Below are 18,183 nucleotides of genomic sequence, written 5' to 3'. Positions count from 1 at the left end.
GCACGCACGTAGGCCTTACATCGGCGAACTCGCCTGCGCCCAGAACCGCTTCGGGATGCGCCCGGCCCGACGGGCCTGAAATCCCGCTGCGACAGCGTGCTTCATCGCCGACGCCATGAGCGCCGGATCCTTCGCGCGTGTGACTGCCGTCGCGAGGAGGACTGCGTCGCAACCCAATTCCATTGCCAGCGCCGCGTCGCTCGCGGTACCGATGCCCGCGTCGAGAATGACCGGGACCCCTGCCGCGTCGACGATCATCTCGATGTTGTGCGGATTCGAGATGCCGAGACCGGTTCCGATCGGTGCGCCCAGCGGCATGACGGCGACGCATCCGACGTCCTCCAGCCTGCGCGCCAGCACCGGATCGTCGGTCGTGTACGGCAGCACGTTGAATCCGTCGTCGACCAGTTGTTCTGCGGCCTTGACCAATTCGATCGCGTCGGGCAGCAGGGTGCGCTCGTCGGCGATCACTTCGAGCTTCACCCAGTCGGTGTCGAGCGCTTCCCGGCCGAGCTGCGCCGTCAGCACCGCCTCCGCCGCACCGCGGCATCCGGCCGTGTTGGGCAGCGGCGCAATGTCGAGCTTGCGCAACAGATCCAGCACACCGGTGCCTCCGGCGGCGTCGACGCGTCGCATCGCGACAGTGGTCAGTTCGGTCCCGGAGGCGACGAGGGCCTCTTCCAGCACCGTCAGATTCGCGGCCCCACCCGTGCCCATGATGAGGCGGGAATCGAACGCCTTGTCGGCAATCTTCAGTGACTCAGCCACCCTGCACCGCCGTCAGAACCTCGATGTTGCAACCCTTTTCGACGGTCGTGGCGTCCCATCGGCTCTTCGGCAGCACGACACCGTCGACCGCGACGGCGATGCCCTTCTCCGGCATGGACAGTCGCGTCAACAACTGTGTCATGGTCAGCTGCTCGGTCAGCTCGTGGTCCTGCCCGTTGACGGTGATCATTGTTTCCTACCTATCTCGAATCGGGCTGGATCTGCAGCCTTCGCTTCGGGGAGTGCGTCGCCGGCGAGTAGTGCGGCGACGGCGTCTGCGGTGATGGGGGTCAGCAGAATTCCGTTGCGGCCGTGACCCGATGCGACGATGACGCGCTCGGAGATCCGGCCGATGACGGGAAGACCGTCGGGACTCATCGGTCGTAGTCCGGCTGCGGCTTCGTACAGTTCGTATTCGCCGATGCTGGGCATGAGGCGTTCGGCGTCGGCGATGAGGTCGCGTACGCCCGCGACGGTGACCTGCGTGTCGCGTCCGGATTCGTACTGGGTGGCGCCGACGACCAGGCCGTCGCCGCGCGGGACGAGGTAGATCGGCCGTCCGTGGACGCTGCCGCGAATGGTCCTGCTCGGAGCTTCGACGGCACTCGACCTGCGACGCAAGCGCAGGATCTCGCCTTTCACCGCACGGACGGGCACGTCGGGAAGCAGCGATGCCGTCCGATCTCCCGCCGCGACGACGATCTGATCGGCGTCCAGCGCGTCCATGTCGGTGACGGCTTCGGCGACGAACTCGACTCCTGTCGCAGCCTTCTGCAGCGCCGCGACGAGCAACCGGTTGTCGACGGCGAATTCGGTGGGCGCGAGCAGGCCGAGGCGGATGTTCTGCGCCAGCGACGGCTCCAGCTCGCGCACCTGGGCGCGGCTCAACACGTCGAGCCGATGCCCCTGCTCCCCGACGAATTCGGCGATGGTCCGCAGGTCCGCGGCATCGGCAGCGTCGAGCGCGACCGTCAGCGATCCCGTCGACGAGAAGACGTCGCCCGGGAGTGAACGCGCGAACTCCGGCCACCGCGCCAGCGAGTGAGCCCCGAGCTCGAGCAGGTCGTGTTCGCCTGGCCACCCTTCGGACAGCGGCGCGAGCATGCCGCCCGCGACCCAGGACGCTCCGGTTCCGACGGCCGGGTCGTACAGGCGCACCGACCAGCCGTCGCGTGCCGCGCGGACCGCCACGGCCAGGCCGATGACACCGCCGCCGACGACTGCCAGGGACTTGGACATTCTGTTCCACCTCACTCCCTGCGCCGGCATGATCCGGTTCAGGTATTGACGGTAAGGACCGGCGTGTCCACTCTCAGCCCTGCGAACCCCAGGACTCCCGTGTATCTACGTACTCCCGACAGACTACCGTTTGCAGAGTGCATCCCTACGAGAGTCCCCAGAACCAGACGGCGCGCGAGCGTTTGGCATCGGCTCGCCTCTACCTGTGCACCGACGCCAGGCGCGAGAAGGGCGATCTTGCCCAGTTCGCGGAAGCGGCCTTGTCGGGTGGCGTCGACATCATTCAGCTCCGCGACAAGAACTCGGCGGGCGAGCGCGAGTTCGGTCCGCTCGAAGCGAAGGACGAACTCGCCGCGTTGGCGATTCTGTCCGCCGCCACCAAGCGTCACGGGGCGCTTCTGGCCGTGAACGACCGCGCCGACCTCGCGTTGGCGTCGGGCGCCGATGTCCTGCATCTCGGCCAGGGCGACCTGCCGGTGCACTACGCGCGCGAGATCCTCGGTCCCGACGTCGTCATCGGCCGGTCGACGCAGAATCGCAACCAGGCTTCCCTCGCCGCGATCGAGGACGGCGTCGACTACTTCGCGACGGGCCCCGTGTGGGCGACGCCGACGAAGCCCAACCGTTCCGCGGCAGGCCTCGAACTCGTGCGCAGTACCGCCGAATCGGCTCCGGCGCGTCCGTGGTTCGCGATCGGCGGGGTCGACGCGACCAACGTCGACGAGGTCCTCGAGGCGGGCTGCGAGCGGATCGTCGTCGTTCGGGCCATCACTCAGGCACGGGATCCCCAGGCCGCGGCGCGAGAACTGGCGTCGAAGCTACGACGCTGAGCCCAACCACGCCAGCACCGTCGACGGGGCAAGCACGTGCACCGACGTCGGCACGCGTTGTCGAAGACCTCGGTCGGCGGTGACGAGCGCGGTCAGGCTGTCGGCCGCCTCGGCGCGGCGGGCGAGTTCGTCGTCGCCGCTACCCGGCGCATGGATGACGGGGACGCGGGCGTCGTCGAACGCCGCGCTACGCGCCTCGCCCTCGAGGACGGCGTCGATGTGAGTCAACCATCCGAAGTCGCCGCCGGGTAGTTCGACGGTTCTCGGCACGGCATCGGCGAGCGACGTCAGCAGCTCGCCGGTGGCGCCGCTGCGGTCGCGCCACCAGCCGTTCGGACGCGAGCCGAGCACGTTTGCCGTGTCGAGCAGGATGCGGAGCGGCGTCGCCCGGAGCGTCGGCCAGGCGATCTCGAAGCCGGGGTGCAGCGGCAGCTGATCGACCATGTCCTCGGGAACCCAACGCAGTTCGGTACTTTCACCGTTCGGCGTCGTCTCGAGTTGACCCGGGGCATCTGCGACGACGGTCGTGTACGTCCATCCACTGTCGGCGCGTGCGGTGACCTTCTCGCCGCGCACGTGCACGAATTCGGCTGCGATCGCCGCTTCTTCCTCCGCTTCGCGGACCGCGGCGTGCACGGTGGTCTCATGACTGTCGCGTGCCCCGCCCGGCAACGCCCATGTTCCGCCCTGGTGCGACCACAGCGCGCGGTGTTGCAGCAGCACGGTCGGTGTCCCGTCGGCAGCAGGAGCGCGCAACAACAAACCAGCGGCGCCGTGCCTGCCCCAGTGCCGCGTGCCGTTCTCGCCTACAACCCACCCGTCACCGTCGCCGCGCATACGACACACCTTAGGTGAACCGACATGCAGTGTGTTCACGGTCCGAGTACACGCGCTCACTGCTGCTTATATGCTCGACTCTGTGACTGTGGTCGGCACTACACCCTCTGCTGCCGTACCTCCCACGACTGCAGCCTCCGCCGCGAGCAGCGATCCGCGGCGGGACCTGCAGCGGCTGGTGCGTTCGACGCCCGTGCGCATGATCGCGTTCGGCGTCGTGCTGATCGTGGCATTCGTCGCCACCGGTCTCGTCACGTCGGTCGCCGTCTCCGATCGCGCGCGCACTCTCGACACCCTGCTCGTCCGCACCGAGCCTCTCGCCAATTCGGCCCAGAACCTGTACGGCGCTTTGTCGGTCGCCGACGCGGCCGCGTCGACCGCCTTTCTCGCAGGAGGTCTCGAACCGCAGGAGACCCGCGACCGCTACACACGGGCGATCGGCGACGCGGGGGCCGAGCTGATTCGGGCATCCAACGGTCTCGGCGACTCCGACGACGACGCGCGCACGGTGCTGATGGAGATCGCCGCGGGTCTGCCCGTGTACACCGGACTCGTCGAGACGGCCAGGACGAACAACCGAGTAGGCAATCCCGTCGGCGCCGCGTACCTCGGTGAAGCCTCGAATCAGATGCAGACGGTTCTGCTTCCGCGCGCCGAGCGCCTGTACACCGAGCAGTCCGCCCGCGTTGCGACCGACCAGGAGCGATTCATCCGTCCGCCGTTGTTCGCGATCGCGTTGGTCGTTCTCTGCCTCGTCCTTCTCGTGCTCGCCCAGATCTTTCTGGCGGGGCGCACCAACCGAACGTTCAACTGGGGCTTCCTCGGGGCGACTGCGACGATGACCGTTCTGCTGGGATGGATGCTGGTCGGCGGAATCGTCTCGTCGACGGCCACGGACCGTGCTCTCGATCGCGGCGTCGCGCCGTTGCAGAGTCTGACCTCCGGTTTCATCCTCGCCCAACAGGCACGTGCCGACGAGACCCTCGACCTGGTGCGCCGCGGGAGCAGCCGGGGCTACGACGCCGAATTCACCACCAACACAGACAAATTGACGACTTTGTTCGCCGACGATCCGGACATCTCCGCCACGCTGACCGCATGGAAGGCCTCGCACGCCCGAATCGCCGACGCTCTCGGCACCGGCGACTTCGCGACCGCTGTCCTCATCACCACGGGGAGCGGAGTCCAGGATTCGTCGACCCAGTTCCGTGCACTCGACAGCAAACTGGTCGACGGCATCGAACAGGCTCGAATCGAGTTACGTGGCAACGTCATTCGTGCGAAGTCGGCACTGGCGGGCATGGCGTCCGGCGCGGTGGCGCTGACGATCGTCGCTGCTGCTGCCGTCGCCGCCGGCATCGCACCGAGACTGCGGGAGTACCTGTGAAAACTTCTGTCGCAGTTGCCGTTCTGTTCATGATCGCGGTGCTCACGGCCGGATGCACGACGGATCCGCCCATCCCTGAGGTACCGGACGTCGAATACTCCGGCACACCGTTTCCCGACGGCGCAGGGCCCGCATCCGCCACGCAGGACCCGGGCCCCCAGGACGTGCAGTGCTCCAGACCGACTGCGAGCCTTCGTCCGACACCGGCGGGCACCGTGCCTGCTCCCCCCACCCCGACGGTCGACGCCATTCGCGAGCGCGGGCGTCTCATCGTCGGTCTCGACACGGGCAGCAACCTCTTCTCCTTCCTCGAGCCGATGGACGGCAAGCTCGTCGGCTTCGACGTCGACATCGCCCGCGAGATCGCGCGAGACCTGTTCGGCGATCCCGACCGCATCGACTTCCGCATCCTGACGTCCGCGGAACGCATCGAGGCACTGCAGAACTCGACGGTCGACGTCGTCGTCAAGACGATGACCATCACGTGTGCACGCAAGGAGCAGGTGTCGTTCTCGACCGTCTACTTCCAGGCTCAGCATCGTGTGCTGGCGGTGCGGAACTCGGGAATCAACGGCGTCGCCGACCTCGCGAACAAGCGGGTGTGCGCGGTGGACGGTACGACGTCGCTGCGTCGTCTCGAACGCATCGTTCCGACCGCGCAGATCGTCACGGCAGCGATGTGGTCGGATTGCCTTGTCGTACTGCAACAACGGCAGGTCGACGCCATCAGCACCGACGACACGATCCTCGCGGGTCTCGCCGCGCAGGACCCCTATCTCGAACTCGTCGGTACCAGCCTGAGCCCGGAGGCGTACGGCGTCGGCATCAAGAAGGAGAGCGACGACTTGGTCCGGTTCGTCAACGGCACGCTCGAACGCATTCGCGCCGACGGCACCTGGAACCGTCTGTATTCGCGCTGGCTCACGGTCATGGGTGCCTCGCCCGGTCCGCCGTCCCCGTCGTACGTGGACTGAGCAGGCACATGAAGGCACGCGATCCGGAAACCCCCACCGGGCCGGCAACAGCCCCAGCGGCGATGACCGCCGCGTCCGAACGTACTCAGGCTGCCGAACGAACGCAGGCTTCGGAACGCACCCAGGCGGCCGAGAGAACGCAGGCCGCGGAACGGACTCAGGCCGCGGTCATGGCTCGGTCGTCGCGCTCGTCGCGCACCTCGGGGCGGACGCGGTCGGGACGCACCAACGGAATTCGCCGACGGCTCGGCGCCGGGCTGGTCGACGTCCCTCGCGTCGATCCGGTCGATCCCGCCACGGCGGTCATGAAGGACCCGACGGTTCCGCAGAAGAAGCGGTTCTGCTGGAAGTGCAACTCACCGGTCGGCCGCAGCTCGGCAGGTGATCCCGATCAGGAATCGGGTACGTGCCCGCATTGCGGTGCGCACTACGACTTCTCACCGCTGCTCGAGCCGGGCGATCTGGTCGTCGGCCAGTACGAGGTGCAGGGCTGCATCGCGCACGGTGGCCTGGGCTGGATCTATCTCGCGATCGACCGCAACGTCAGCGACCGCTGGGTCGTCCTGAAGGGTTTGCTGCACTTCGGCGATGACGAGGCGCATGCCGTCGCGGTCGCCGAGCGACAGTTCCTCGCCGAGGTGGCGCATCCGGGCGTCGTGAAGATCTACAACTTCGTCGAACAGCCCCGCGGCGACGGAACCAAGGTCGGCTTCATCGTCATGGAGTACGTCGGCGGACGATCGCTGCGCGACATATTGTCCGCACGCGACGATCACGAGCGTATGCCGGTCGAGCAGGCCATCGCGTACGTCCTGGAAGTGCTGCCCGCGTTGTCGTACCTGCATTCGATCGGTCTGGTCTACAACGACCTCAAACCCGAGAACATCATGGTGACCGACGATCAGATCAAGCTGATCGATCTCGGCGCCGTCGCGGGTATCGAGGACTACGGATACCTGTACGGCACCGCCGGCTACCAGGCTCCGGAGATCGTCAAGACCGGGCCGACGATCGCATCCGACATCTACACGGTGGGAAGAACTCTCGCCGTACTGACACTCGAGATGCCGTCGACCGGTGGGCGTTACGACCCCGGCATTCCGTCACCCGACGATCACGAACTGCTGCGCACGTATCCGTCGTTCCATCGATTGTTGATGCGCGCCACCAATCCGGATCCGACGAGGCGCTTCGCGACGGCCGATGTGCTGGCCAGCCAAGCAACCGGTGTTCTGCGAGAAATCCTCGCGCAGCAGACCGGAACCGAGCGACCCGGCCTGTCCACCGCGTTCAGTCCTCCGCGCACGGTGTTCGGCACCGAGGAATCCGTCGGTCGGACCGATACGTACGTCGACGGCAAACTTCGCGGTGACAAGCTCGGTGCGCGAGAAGTCGTGTCGGCGTTGCCCGTTCCGCTCGTCGACCCGACCGATCCCAGTGCACCGCTGTTGGCCGCCGCCGTGCACAGCGAGCCGCAGCAGACTCTCGACTCGCTGGCGCACGCTCGTCGTAACGGCATCGAACGCTTCGCCGACGGCTCCACCGGTGGTCTCGAGATCACTCTGGCCGAGGTGAAGGCGCACATCGACCTCGGCGACGTGGCGACCGCGAATTCGGTGCTGTCACAGGTCAAGACCGGCGACGAGGACCCCTGGCGAGTGCAGTGGTACTCGGGACTGCTCGCTCTGCTCCGGGGCGAACTCGTCTCAGCGCACCGACATTTCGAGAAGGTGCTCGACGCCATGCCGGGCGAACTCGCGCCGAAGATCGCTCTGGCCGCGAGTGCCGAACTCATCGTCGAGAACAATCCGAACCTGGAGGCCGACGAACGCGACATGTGGCGCGACCGGGCGGAGTCGTACTACCGCGTCGTCTGGCGGACCAGCCGGGCGGTCGTCAGCTGTGCGTTCGGTCTGGCCCGCCAGCTCGCCTACCGGGGCGAGACGGACGCCGCAGTGGCCACCCTGGACCAGGTGCCGATCAGTTCGCGGCACTATTCGGTGGCCAGGATGACGTCCATCTTGACCTTGCTGATGGACCGGCCGTCGAAAGACCTGCAGGAGGAGGACTTTCGCGAGGCTGCGCGCCGCGTCGGGGCACTTCCCCGCAGCGAGGCCCGCGCGCTGCAGATGCGGACCCTCGTCCTGGCGATGGCGATGGACTGGATTCGGTCCGGTCACGCATCCGAGGCCGAACGCGAGCCCATCCTCGGGGTGCACTTCACCGACACCGGGCTCGCGAAGGGCACCGAGAAAGGCCTACGGGCTTTGGCGCGCAACGCGACCGACCGCGCTCATCGGTTCACGCTGGTCGACCTCGCGAACGCGATCAGGCCTCGGTCGCGGTTCTGACCATGAGCCCGCGGAACGACCATGTGCGTGGGAATGTACAGCCGGCTGTACATTCGCACGCACGGGTCGCGTCAGCGGCTGCTGACCAGGGCATCTGTCGCGCGGGCGATGGCGAGTTCCTCGTTGGTCGGCACGACCAACACCGTCACCGCTGATCCGTCCGTGGAGATCACCCGAGCGACTTTGCCGCGCTGCGCATTTCGTTCCGGATCGATCTCGATACCGAAGCCCTGGAGATTCGCGAGCGCATCCGCTCGGACCTGCGACGCGTTCTCGCCCACGCCTGCGGTGAAGGCGATGACGTCGAGGTGCCCGAGGTCGACCATGTAGGCGCCGATGTACTTGCGTAACCGGTGGATGTAGACGTCGTAGGCCAGGGCTGCGTCGCCGTCCCCGCCGTCGATACGCTGTTGCAGTGCACGGAAGTCGTTGATGCCGGACATCCCCTTGAGCCCTGACCTGCGGTTCAGCAATTCGTCGATGGCGTCGACGTCCATGTCGGCGCTGCGGCGCAGGTGCATCACGATTCCGGGGTCGATGTCGCCGCTGCGTGTCCCCATGACGAGCCCTTCGAGCGGCGTCAGCCCCATCGACGTGTCGATCGGCTCCCCTGCCCTGATCGCCGACGCGGACGCCCCGTTGCCGAGGTGCAGGACGATCTGGTCGAGCCCCTCCCTGCCGAGAAACTTCTCGACCTGCTGCGACACGTATTCGTGCGACGTTCCGTGGAAGCCGTAGCGCCGAATTCCATACTGGCGAGCGGTGTCTCGATCGATCGCATAGGTCGACGCGGCTGCGGGCAGCCCGTGGAAGAACGCCGTGTCGAACACTGCGACGTGCGGTACGTCGGGCAACTGACGCCTGGCGACCTCGATGCCGAGCACGTTCGGCGGATTGTGTAGCGGCGCCAGGCTGCTCAGCTCGTCGATCTGCTTCAGGACCGCGTCGTCGACGACCGTCGGCCGGTAGAACACTTCGCCGCCGTGTACGACGCGATGCCCGACGGCAGTGACGCTGTCATGGAGGTCGACGCCCGCGTCGGCCAGCATGTCGAACGCGATCTGCAGACCCTTGGCGTGATCCGGGATCTCGAGGCGCTTCTCGGACTCGTCCCCGGGAAGATCGAGTACGACGCGGCCCTCGGTCTCACCGATCTGCTCGACGAGACCGGTTGCGCCGGCGGTTCCGTCCTCCGGTTCGACGAGCTGGAACTTGATGGACGAGGAGCCGGAGTTGACGACGAGAACGGTCATGCTTCTTTCGACCCCTGAGCTTGGATGGCGGTGATGGCGACGGTGTTGACGATGTCCTCGACGAGTGCGCCGCGCGAGAGGTCGTTGACGGGTTTCGCCAGGCCCTGCAGCACCGGCCCGACGGCGACGGCTCCCGCGCTACGCTGTACCGCCTTGTACGTGTTGTTGCCGGTGTTGAGGTCCGGGAAGATGAACACCGTTGCGCGTCCGGCCACCTCGGAGTCGGGGAGCTTGGACTTCGCGACCGACGGCTCGATGGCCGCGTCGTACTGAATGGGCCCTTCCACCAACAGTTCCGGGCTGCGTTCGCGGACGAGCTTCGTCGCCTCGCGCACCTTGTCCACGTCGGCGCCCGATCCGGAGTCACCGGTCGAGTACGACAGCATCGCGACGCGCGGGTCGATGCCGAACTGCGCCGACGTCTGCGCCGACGAGATCGCGATGTCGGCCAGCTGCTCCGCCGTCGGATCCGGGACGATCGCGCAATCGCCGTATGCCAGAACACGATCGGACAGGCACATCAGGAAGATGCTGGACACGGTGTTCACGCCGGCTGCGGTCTTGATGATCTCGAACGACGGCCGAATGGTGTGCGCCGTCGTGTGCGCGGCGCCGGACACCATGCCGTCGGCAATTCCCTTGTGCACCATCATCGTTCCGAAGTACGAGATGTCGGTCATGATCTCGCGAGCACGTTCGATCGTCATGCCCTTGTGCTTACGAAGCTCGGTGTAGTCGGCGGCGAACTGCTCGGCGTGATCGGAGGTTTTCGGGTCGAGGACGGCGACGCCGTCGAGCGAGACGCCGAGTTCGGCTGCGCGCCTGCGGATCGGCCCCTCTTCGCCGAGGATCGTCAGTTCCGCGACCTGGCGCTGTAGTAATCGACCGGCCGCACGCAGGATTCGGTCGTCGTTGCCCTCCGGGAGCACGATGTGTTTGCGGTCCGCTCTGGCACGTTGGATGAGCTGGTACTCGAACATCTGCGGCGTCATGATCGACGGGATGCTGAGTTCGAGGCTGTCGAGCAGTGCCTGCGCGTCGACGCGCTGTTCCATCAGGCTGAGGGCGGTGTCCACCTTGCGCTGGGAGCCGACGGCGACGCGTCCACGTGCTTTCGCGGCTGCCGACGCGGTGTCGAACGTGCCGAGGTCCGTGGTCAGGATGGGCAGACGCGGCCCGAGGCCTGCGACGAGTCGCGCGATGGCCGGGTGCGGTTCGATTCCTCCGTTCATGATGATCCCGGCGAGTGACGGAAAGCCCTCTGCTTCATGCGCATTGACGAGCGCGAGCAGAACGTCCGATCGGTCGCCGGGCGCGATGACGACGACGCCTTCGGTGAGTCGTTCGAGGATGTGCTCCGCCGTCATACCGCCGACCATGACGCGGAGTGCCTCACGCTGCATCAATTCGGAGTCGCCGCTGTAGAGCGTGCCGTCGACGGCGTCGAGAAGTTCGGCCATGGTCGGTGCGACGAGCAAGGGAATCTCCGGCAGACTCCACGCAGGCACGCCGAGCGGTTCGAGTGCGGCGGTGACGTCGTCGAGGCGGTCGGGGTCGCATCGGTTCGCGACGATGGCCACCAGATGCGCGTGATTGGCGCGAAGCTCGGACTGGCTCAGCTGCGCCAGCTGCACGATCTCGTCCGGCGACCTCTCCGATCCGCGCAGCGACAACAGCACGGGCGCACCGAGATTCGCGGCGATACGAGCATTGAAGCTCAGTTCGCTCGGGCTGCCGACGTCGGTGTAGTCGCTGCCGACGATCACGACCGCGTCGCACTGCGCGGCGACGTCGTGGAAGCGCGAGACGATCTCGCCGAGGGCCGCGTCGGGATCGGCATGTACTTCCTCGTACGTGACGCCGAGAGACTGCTCGTACGAGAGATCCGCCGTCGTGTGATCGACGAGCAGCTCGAGAATGTAGTCGGGCTCGTCCGTCGAACGCGCAATAGGGCGGAAGACGCCGACGCGGGCCGCCGACGCGCACAACATCTGCAGCACGCCCAGCGCGATGGTCGATTTACCGGTGTCGCCCTCCGGAGAGGCGATGTAGATGCTCGATGCTCGCTCGGCCATGCCAGCCAGAGTAGCGGGTGAGTAGTTGACAGAAGGTGACCTGCCGTAGTCGGATCTGTCATGGCCGAATCACCGTTTCCCGACGTCCGCTGGGGCAGCGAGAACAGCATCATTCGTAAGCCTGCGATCGCGTTCGCCGCGACGAAGCCCGGGTCATGGGTCATCCGGAACCTCGCAGGCATCGACCGGAGACTTCTCGAGCGCACCGACGGGAAGTACACGATCCTCGGGCCCATCGCCGCGCCCGTCGTCTTGCTGACGACGACAGGTCGAAAGTCGGGGGCGCCACGGACCTCACCGCTGCTGTACTACCGGGAGGGCGACACGCTGTACGTCGTCGGCAGCAACTTCGGGCAACAGCATCACCCGGCCTGGACGTCGAACCTGCTCGCCGATCCGCATGCGTCCGTCGCGATCGGGGGCAAGAGAATTCCCGTCACGGCCACACCCGTTCTCGGGGACGAGAAAGTGCGGATCTACGACGCGTTCAACGACATGGTCCGGGTGTACGGCGAATACAAGACCCGGACCGATCGGGAAATGCGGATGTTTGCGTTGACTGCGGACTGACCGCCATCGCTTGCCCCCGGATCGGCATCGATGTCACGCGGCAACCGTCTATCGGATGCCACGGACCATCGATGCCGACAGGAGAGCCGACGAAAGCTCGCAAAACTACCCCAGCTTGCGCAACCGCGGCGCCAGGTCGCGCTCGAACAACTCCAGGAACCGCTTCTGGTCGTGACCTGGCGCGTGGAACACGAGGTGGTTGAGCCCGGCGTCGGTGTACTGCTTGACCTTCTCGACCGCCTCGTCCGGATCCGACGCCACGATCCACCGCTTCGCCACCTGCTCGATCGGCAATTCGTCGGCCGCCTTCTCCATCTCGATCGGGTCGTCGATCGAATGCTTCTGCTCCGGCGTCAGCGACAACGGCGCCCAGAAGCGAGTGTTCTCCAAAGCCAGATCCGGATCGGTGTCGTACGAAATCTTGATCTCGATCATCTTGTCGATCTCACCGGCATCGCGCTCGGCCTTGCCCGCACCCTCTTCGACGGCAGGCAGCAACTTGTCGGTGTAGAGCTCCATGCCCTTGCCCGACGTACAGATGAACCCGTCACCAGCCCGGCCTGCGTACCGTGCCACCACCGGACCACCCGCAGCGATGTACACCGGAATACCACCCTCGGGCACGTCGTAGATCGACGCGCCCTTCGTCGTGTAGTACTCGCCCTCGAAGTCGACGCGGTCGCCGAGCCACAGCTCGCGCATCAACCGCACAGACTCCCGCAACCGCGCGATACGCTCCTTGAACTCCGGCCACTCGCCGGTGAACCCGGTCGCGATCTCGTTGAGCGCCTCGCCGGTACCGACACCGAGCATGATGCGCCCCGGGTACAGGCAGCCCATCGTCGCGAAAGCCTGCGCAATCACCGACGGGTTGTACCGGAACGTCGGCGTCAGCACCGATGTGCCCAACTGAATCCGCTCGGTGCGCTCACCGACCGCCGTCATCCACGCCAACGAGAACGGCGCATGCCCACCTTCGTGACGCCACGGCTGGAAATGATCGCTGACGGTCGCCGAGTCCATCCCGTGCTGCTCGGCCAACACACCGAGTTCGACGAGCTCCCGCGGACCGAACTGCTCCGCCGACGCCTTGTACCCGAGCTTCAACGCCTGTGCCACGCTCTACTCCCTCGTCCTTAGTCATCAGTCACTTCGATTGTGCACGCCGAGTCCGCCGAGTCCTCTGCTTACTCGATTCCGAGCACCGTGATGACGGCTGCGAGGATCGCGATTCCACCGATTCCGACGGCGAACAGCCACAATTCCTTCGCCTCGGGCATCGGCGCGCCCTGTTCCAGCGCCTTGCGCACCTGCAGCCAGCGACGCAGGCCGACCATGGCCGCCGACGCAGCCATGAGGATGAGGACGAGTCCCAATCCGGTGCGCACCCAGCCGGTGCTGAAGTCCGGGACCAGGTGCACGATGGCGATGCCACCGGCCATCAGACCCAGTGATGTGCGCATCCACGCGAGGAACGTGCGTTCGCTGGCGAGGGTGAAACGTTCGTCCGGACGGGTCGACGGATCATCGGTCACGGACCAACAATAACGATCAGGCCGATTCGAACCATGGTCACTCCTGCCGCGACGCGTCCTGGGTCTGGCCGGCCCGGCTCGCGCGCGCCGCGAGCGAGGGTGACATCCGGTCACTCTGAGTGACCGGTTGGCCGCATTCGGTCCGGTCCCGCGGTCCGGTCAGCCAGGAATCCGTACGAGCGTCAGCCGAGATTCCTGCCGAAGCTCGAACCCGATCGACAGGTACAGCCGAATTGCGTGCGTGTTGGCTGCCGACGCGTGCAGGAACGGCTCCTCGCCACGCGCGCGGATGAGGTGCCCGACGGCCCGGACCAGGTCGGTCGCGAGCCCCCGCCCTCGGTAGGCGGGGTCCGTACATACGGCACTGATCTCGGTCCAACCCGCCGGATGCATTCGCTCCCCGGCCATCGCCACCAACGCCTCGCCGTCACGCACGCCGAGATAGGTTCCCAGCTCGAAGGTCCGAGGCAGGAACGGTCCCGGCTTGGTGCGCTCGACGAGGTCGAGCATCTCCGGCACGTCGTCGGCGCCGAGAACGATCGCGTCGGGATACGGCCGCGTCTCGAGGTGCGTGCCGACGAGCTGTACGAGCCCGAACTGGTCGACGACGTCCCACCCTGCGGGAACCCGGTGTCCGACGCCCGTCAGCGACACGATTTCGCCGGGCCCGAACAATGCGGCGATGTCGTCCCAGTCCCCTGTCTCGATGACGGGCGGGTGCCCGAGGAACGGCGCGACCTCGGGGTCGAACCGGAATACTCGTCCCGATCCCGACACCCGCGCGAACCGGGCATGCGCCCCCACCAGAGATCCTCTGACCGGGTCGTCCAGTGGGTGACCGTCGACGTCCTGCGTGCTCACTGCGTGCCTTTCGACGGTGCTTACCCGGTCACGTCGAGGATGTCGATGACGAAGACGAGGCTGTCGCCCGCCTCGATTCCCGCACGCGGTTGACCGTCGGGGTAACCGTCGGCGGACGTCATTGCGACGGCGACCTTCGAGCCGACCGTCTGGCCTGCGATGGCCTTCTGGAATCCGGTGACGACACCGGTCAGCGGGAATTCGGCGGGGGTACCGCGCTCGTAGCTGCTGTCGAAGACCGACCCGTCCCGCCCGTTGACGCCCATGTAGCACACCGCCACCTGAGCAGCGTCGGCCACAACGGGCCCGGACCCTTCGTTCAACGTGTGCACCTGGGTCTCGGACACCGCGAAGGGCGCCTCGACCTGGACCGACGGCGTGGTCGAGTCCGTCGAACCGATGACGGCGACGCTGCCCGTGTCGCCGTCCAAGGTCCACTCCGGGTCACCCGCATCGCTCGGCGCTTCTGTGGGGCAGGACGTGGTGGAGGGTGCCGAACCGGCATCGGCATCGGAAGGCTCGGAGGAATCCGAACTGCAGCCCGAGAGCATCAGGGCCAGTGCGGTCCCAACTACGAATCCGGTCGAGGACAGGCGAGAAGTTTTCACGCGCTCACGGTACAGACTCTCGTGCTGTTGCGGCGCGACGCACACTTTTCGGCGACGACATCGGCAGTGCCGCAGTGTGTTTGCTGGAACAGGTTTCGGATCCGCACGGAAGAGAGAACCATCGAGTCGGAAGTCGATCCCGAACTCGACAGTGAAGGAGACGCAATGAGCGACAACATCTACCGCGTGACCGAGATCGTCGGAACATCGACGGAGGGCACGGACGACGCGGTTCGCAAGGCGATAGCTCGCGCGAACGAAACGTTGACGAACCTCGACTGGTTCGAGGTCGTAGAGACGCGCGGCCACATCGAGAACGGGTCGATCGCCCACTTCCAAGTGACGATCAAGGTGGGCTTCAAGCTCGAATGACGTTCGCCTCGTGCGTGGGAATGTATAGCCCTCTATACATTCCCACGCACGTGCGGCGCAGCCGCTTCCTGCCAGCGAGAGAAGAGGAACAGAGTGACTGTCACGATCGACGCACACGAGTTGAAAGCGCAACTGGCGAGCGATGATCCGCCGGTTCTGCTCGACGTCCGGTGGGCTCTCGGTGACTCCGAGGGCCGTGAGCATTACCGCGACGCACACATTCCCGGTGCCGTGTTCGTCGACCTCGACAACGAGCTCGCGAGCCACGGCGAACCGTCCGACGGCCGCCACCCGCTCCCCGAGATCTCCGACCTGCAGAACGCCGCGCGTAGCTGGGGAATCGGTTCCGGCTCCCGCGTCGTGGCGTACGACAACACCGGTAATCTCGCGGCTGCACGCGCATGGTGGCTGCTGAGGTGGGGAGGCTTGACCGACGTCACTCTTCTCGACGGCGGACTGGCTTCCTGGACAGCGGCGGGTTTCGAGACCGCGTCTGGCGACGAGATCCCTGCGCCCGGCGACGTGGAGTTGACCCCAGGTCACCTTCCGACGCTGACGGCCGACGAAATCGAGAGCTACTCCGGCACGTTGCTCGACGCACGTGCACCCGAGCGTTATTCGGGTGAGACGGAACCGATCGACCCGAAGGCGGGCCACATCCCCGGCGCAATCAACGCACCGACTGCCGCCAACCTGGACGCCGACGGGCGGTTCCTGTCTGCCGATGCGTTGCGTGAGCGGTTCGACTCCGCCGGCGCGGACGTCGCCGTCTACTGCGGATCGGGAGTGACTGCGGCACATCAGATCGCGGCGTTGGCGATCGCAGGGATCGATGCGGCTCTGTACCCGGGTTCGTGGTCGCAGTGGTCGAATCAACCGAACAGGCCCGTCGCGACCGGCGCCTCAACTCGGTGACGAGCCTCCGGCAGTCAGCCGTGGACGGACAGATTTTCTGCGGCCCGCGCACAGGCGAGGCCACGCGCCGAGTGATCGTCGAACCACCCCAAGTCGAACACTCGCTTCAGCCACGTCATGTCCCCTATCGAACACCGTGACGCCACCGAGTGGAACAGTTCGAATCACCGAGATTCGAACTGCGGCAGTTCCAGGTTTTCCCGGAACGCAGCACCGAGGTAGTCGCGACCGACGATTCCCCGACGCCGTAGCTCCGGCAGCAACCCGTTCAACGCAAAGTCACGAGTCCGTGGGTCGGCGAGGCCGCCGATCGAGATGACGTCGAGAACGCCGGCGTCGTAGCGCTGCGCGATCGCGTCGGCCAGCTGATCGGGTGTCCCAGCCTCGGCCCAGTGACCCGTGTCCTTCGACGCAATGATCAACTCGCGCAGTGTCTTTCCCTCCGCCGCGAGCTTGCCGAAGATTTCGACGCGGCCGCGTCGGCGATTCACGGCCTTGGGGTCGGGCAGCAGATCGACCGGAATCGGCTTGTCCAGCTGCAGTTCCGACAGATCGACCTCCCCGCCGAGCATGTCGGCGAGCCGAACGCGCCCCGCGTCGAAGTCGGTCGACTCCTCCCGCTCCTTCACCAGTTGTCGCACCTCCGCCTCGGAAGCGCCGTAGGTGGCATGGAACGACGAGAAGATAAGCGGGAGCTTGTCTCCGCGACCCAATTCTGCTGCGCGAGAACGGATCGTCTTCGTGTAGGTGACCGCATCTTCGAGCGTCGCGAGCGACGTGAAGACCACTTCGGCGAACCGCGCACCGAGTTCGATCCCTCCCGCGGACTGACCGGCCTGGAACTGTACCGGCCGTCCCTGCGGCAGCGACGGAATGTTGAGCGGCCCCTGCACGGTGTAGTACTTCCCGCGGTAGTCGATCGGCTGCACGAGCGACGCGTCGAGCACGGCACCGTCCGTGCCCGGCGTCAGAGCACCGGGTTTCCAGCTGTCGTACAGCGCGTGGACCACCTCGAGGGATTCGGTGGCGCGTGCGTACCGCTCCTCCGGGCTCGGCAGATCCTGGTCGCCGTAGTTCTCTTCACCGAGTGACGACGTCACCGCATTCCACGCGGCTCTGCCGTTGCTGACGTGGTCGAGGGTCCCGAACAGCCGGGCCAGATTGTATGGGTGGTGGAACGTCGTGGTCACCGTGGCGATCAGTCCGACGTGCTTCGTCACCGCAGCCAGCGCCGCCAGATAGATCAACGGTTCCTGCGCACCGATCGCACCCTGTGCACCGAAGCTCAAGAGGTCGGCTGCGAACAACGCGTCGATCCTGTTGTCCTCGGCGATCTTTGCGACCTCCAACGACGTCGCCAGGGTGGACTGCGTCGGATCGACGGCCAGGTCGTAGATGTCGAGACCGCCGCTGACGCCGGTGACGGTCTTGAGTGTTCTGCGGCGCCCGGCGGATGTCATCCTGCGTGTGCCTTTCGCTGTCGAATCCCTCTCCAAACGCGCAATTTTAAGAACACAACGCCAACGGCACCAGGAATAAAATCACCGTGATTCTGGGTCGATACCTGCGTGTGGGATCACGGACGGACATGGTTACTGTCGTGCTGAT

Annotated in this window: 18 protein-coding genes and 1 riboswitch; of the genes, 7 read left to right on the top strand and 11 right to left on the bottom strand. The window is 66.1% G+C overall.

Going from position 1 to position 18,183, the window contains the following annotated elements:
- Positions 1-15: 15 nt before the first annotated feature.
- From A3K89_RS03920 to thiO, 3 genes are all read right to left on the bottom strand, one after another.
- A complete protein-coding gene (locus tag A3K89_RS03920; RefSeq protein WP_068422049.1) occupies positions 16-768 on the bottom strand; it encodes a thiazole synthase in 753 nt (250 codons plus the stop codon).
- Positions 761-958 (bottom strand): sulfur carrier protein ThiS, encoded by a 198-nt coding sequence (gene thiS, locus A3K89_RS03915; RefSeq protein ID WP_068422047.1) that lies wholly within the window; start codon positions 956-958, stop codon positions 761-763. Before thiS ends, A3K89_RS03920 begins: the two co-directional genes overlap by 8 nt.
- The gene (thiO, locus tag A3K89_RS03910; protein WP_068422045.1) at positions 955-2,007 is read right to left on the bottom strand and encodes a glycine oxidase ThiO; all 1,053 of its coding nucleotides are present in this window, start codon (positions 2,005-2,007) and stop codon (positions 955-957) included. The genes thiS and thiO overlap by 4 nt, the downstream gene beginning before the upstream one ends.
- A riboswitch (TPP riboswitch) is annotated at positions 2,006-2,118 on the bottom strand. Its footprint overlaps the gene before it by 2 nt.
- A 26-nt stretch (positions 2,119-2,144) precedes the next feature.
- Between thiO and thiE the strand changes: the two genes are divergently transcribed.
- Positions 2,145-2,837: a thiamine phosphate synthase gene (gene thiE / locus A3K89_RS03905; RefSeq protein WP_068422043.1), complete on the top strand. Its 693-nt coding sequence runs from the start codon at positions 2,145-2,147 to the stop codon at positions 2,835-2,837.
- On the opposite strand, the gene A3K89_RS03900 is transcribed toward thiE, so the two are convergent.
- Entirely contained in the window at positions 2,826-3,674 is an 849-nt protein-coding gene (locus A3K89_RS03900) for an NUDIX domain-containing protein (protein ID WP_068422040.1), read from the bottom strand. The two genes, thiE and A3K89_RS03900, sit on opposite strands and share 12 nt — an antisense overlap.
- Before the next feature lie 82 nt (positions 3,675-3,756).
- Here A3K89_RS03900 and A3K89_RS03895 point away from each other — a divergent pair, with 82 nt between their 5' ends.
- The 3 genes from A3K89_RS03895 to A3K89_RS03885 all read left to right on the top strand — a co-directional run bounded on the left by A3K89_RS03895 (position 3,757) and on the right by A3K89_RS03885 (position 8,386).
- Positions 3,757-5,061: a hypothetical protein gene (locus tag A3K89_RS03895; protein ID WP_084423567.1), complete on the top strand. Its 1,305-nt coding sequence runs from the start codon at positions 3,757-3,759 to the stop codon at positions 5,059-5,061.
- Positions 5,062-5,090: 29 nt separating this feature from the next.
- Positions 5,091-6,035 carry a glutamate ABC transporter substrate-binding protein gene (locus tag A3K89_RS03890; RefSeq protein WP_068422276.1) on the top strand — a complete coding sequence of 315 codons (945 nt, stop codon included), beginning with the start codon at positions 5,091-5,093 and terminating at the stop codon, positions 6,033-6,035.
- 62 nt (positions 6,036-6,097) lie between these two features.
- Entirely contained in the window at positions 6,098-8,386 is a 2,289-nt protein-coding gene (locus tag A3K89_RS03885) for a serine/threonine-protein kinase (RefSeq protein ID WP_068422273.1), read from the top strand.
- A 71-nt stretch (positions 8,387-8,457) separates the two neighbouring features.
- Here A3K89_RS03885 and A3K89_RS03880 read toward each other — a convergent pair whose 3' ends face one another.
- Together A3K89_RS03880 and pta are read right to left on the bottom strand one after the other, a co-directional pair.
- On the bottom strand, positions 8,458-9,639 hold the full coding sequence (locus A3K89_RS03880; RefSeq protein ID WP_068422036.1) for an acetate kinase: 1,182 nt from the start codon (positions 9,637-9,639) through the stop codon (positions 8,458-8,460).
- Positions 9,636-11,714, bottom strand: a complete 2,079-nt coding sequence (pta, locus tag A3K89_RS03875; protein WP_068422029.1) for a phosphate acetyltransferase — start codon at positions 11,712-11,714, stop codon at positions 9,636-9,638. The genes A3K89_RS03880 and pta overlap by 4 nt, the downstream gene beginning before the upstream one ends.
- A 60-nt stretch (positions 11,715-11,774) precedes the next feature.
- Here pta and A3K89_RS03870 point away from each other — a divergent pair, with 60 nt between their 5' ends.
- Positions 11,775-12,284 (top strand): nitroreductase/quinone reductase family protein, encoded by a 510-nt coding sequence (locus tag A3K89_RS03870; RefSeq protein WP_068422027.1) that lies wholly within the window; start codon positions 11,775-11,777, stop codon positions 12,282-12,284.
- A gap of 105 nt (positions 12,285-12,389) precedes the next feature.
- Here the strand turns inward: A3K89_RS03870 and fgd are convergent, their stop codons facing one another.
- The 4 genes from fgd to A3K89_RS03850 all read right to left on the bottom strand — a co-directional run bounded on the left by fgd (position 12,390) and on the right by A3K89_RS03850 (position 15,231).
- Positions 12,390-13,403 (bottom strand): glucose-6-phosphate dehydrogenase (coenzyme-F420), encoded by a 1,014-nt coding sequence (gene fgd / locus A3K89_RS03865; RefSeq protein WP_068422025.1) that lies wholly within the window; start codon positions 13,401-13,403, stop codon positions 12,390-12,392.
- Positions 13,404-13,471: 68 nt separating this feature from the next.
- Entirely contained in the window at positions 13,472-13,819 is a 348-nt protein-coding gene (locus tag A3K89_RS03860) for a YidH family protein (RefSeq protein WP_068422020.1), read from the bottom strand.
- Positions 13,820-13,978: 159 nt separating this feature from the next.
- Positions 13,979-14,680, bottom strand: a complete 702-nt coding sequence (locus tag A3K89_RS03855; RefSeq protein ID WP_068422019.1) for a GNAT family N-acetyltransferase — start codon at positions 14,678-14,680, stop codon at positions 13,979-13,981.
- A gap of 20 nt (positions 14,681-14,700) precedes the next feature.
- Positions 14,701-15,231: an FKBP-type peptidyl-prolyl cis-trans isomerase gene (locus A3K89_RS03850; RefSeq protein ID WP_068422018.1), complete on the bottom strand. Its 531-nt coding sequence runs from the start codon at positions 15,229-15,231 to the stop codon at positions 14,701-14,703.
- Positions 15,232-15,453: 222 nt separating this feature from the next.
- Here A3K89_RS03850 and A3K89_RS03845 point away from each other — a divergent pair, with 222 nt between their 5' ends.
- Positions 15,454-15,660, top strand: a complete 207-nt coding sequence (locus tag A3K89_RS03845) for a dodecin (RefSeq protein ID WP_068422270.1) — start codon at positions 15,454-15,456, stop codon at positions 15,658-15,660.
- Positions 15,661-15,753: 93 nt separating this feature from the next.
- On the top strand, positions 15,754-16,575 hold the full coding sequence (locus tag A3K89_RS03840; RefSeq protein WP_068422017.1) for a sulfurtransferase: 822 nt from the start codon (positions 15,754-15,756) through the stop codon (positions 16,573-16,575).
- A 164-nt stretch (positions 16,576-16,739) separates the two neighbouring features.
- Here the strand turns inward: A3K89_RS03840 and A3K89_RS03835 are convergent, their stop codons facing one another.
- On the bottom strand, positions 16,740-18,035 hold the full coding sequence (locus tag A3K89_RS03835; RefSeq protein WP_068422015.1) for an NtaA/DmoA family FMN-dependent monooxygenase: 1,296 nt from the start codon (positions 18,033-18,035) through the stop codon (positions 16,740-16,742).
- Positions 18,036-18,183: the final 148 nt, after the last annotated feature.

The organism is Rhodococcoides kyotonense (assembly GCF_001645385.1).
Lineage (GTDB): Bacteria > Actinomycetota > Actinomycetes > Mycobacteriales > Mycobacteriaceae > Rhodococcoides > Rhodococcoides kyotonensis_B.
Note: the sequence above shows the minus strand (reverse complement) of the source record. Positions and strands in the feature narration are given on the sequence as shown.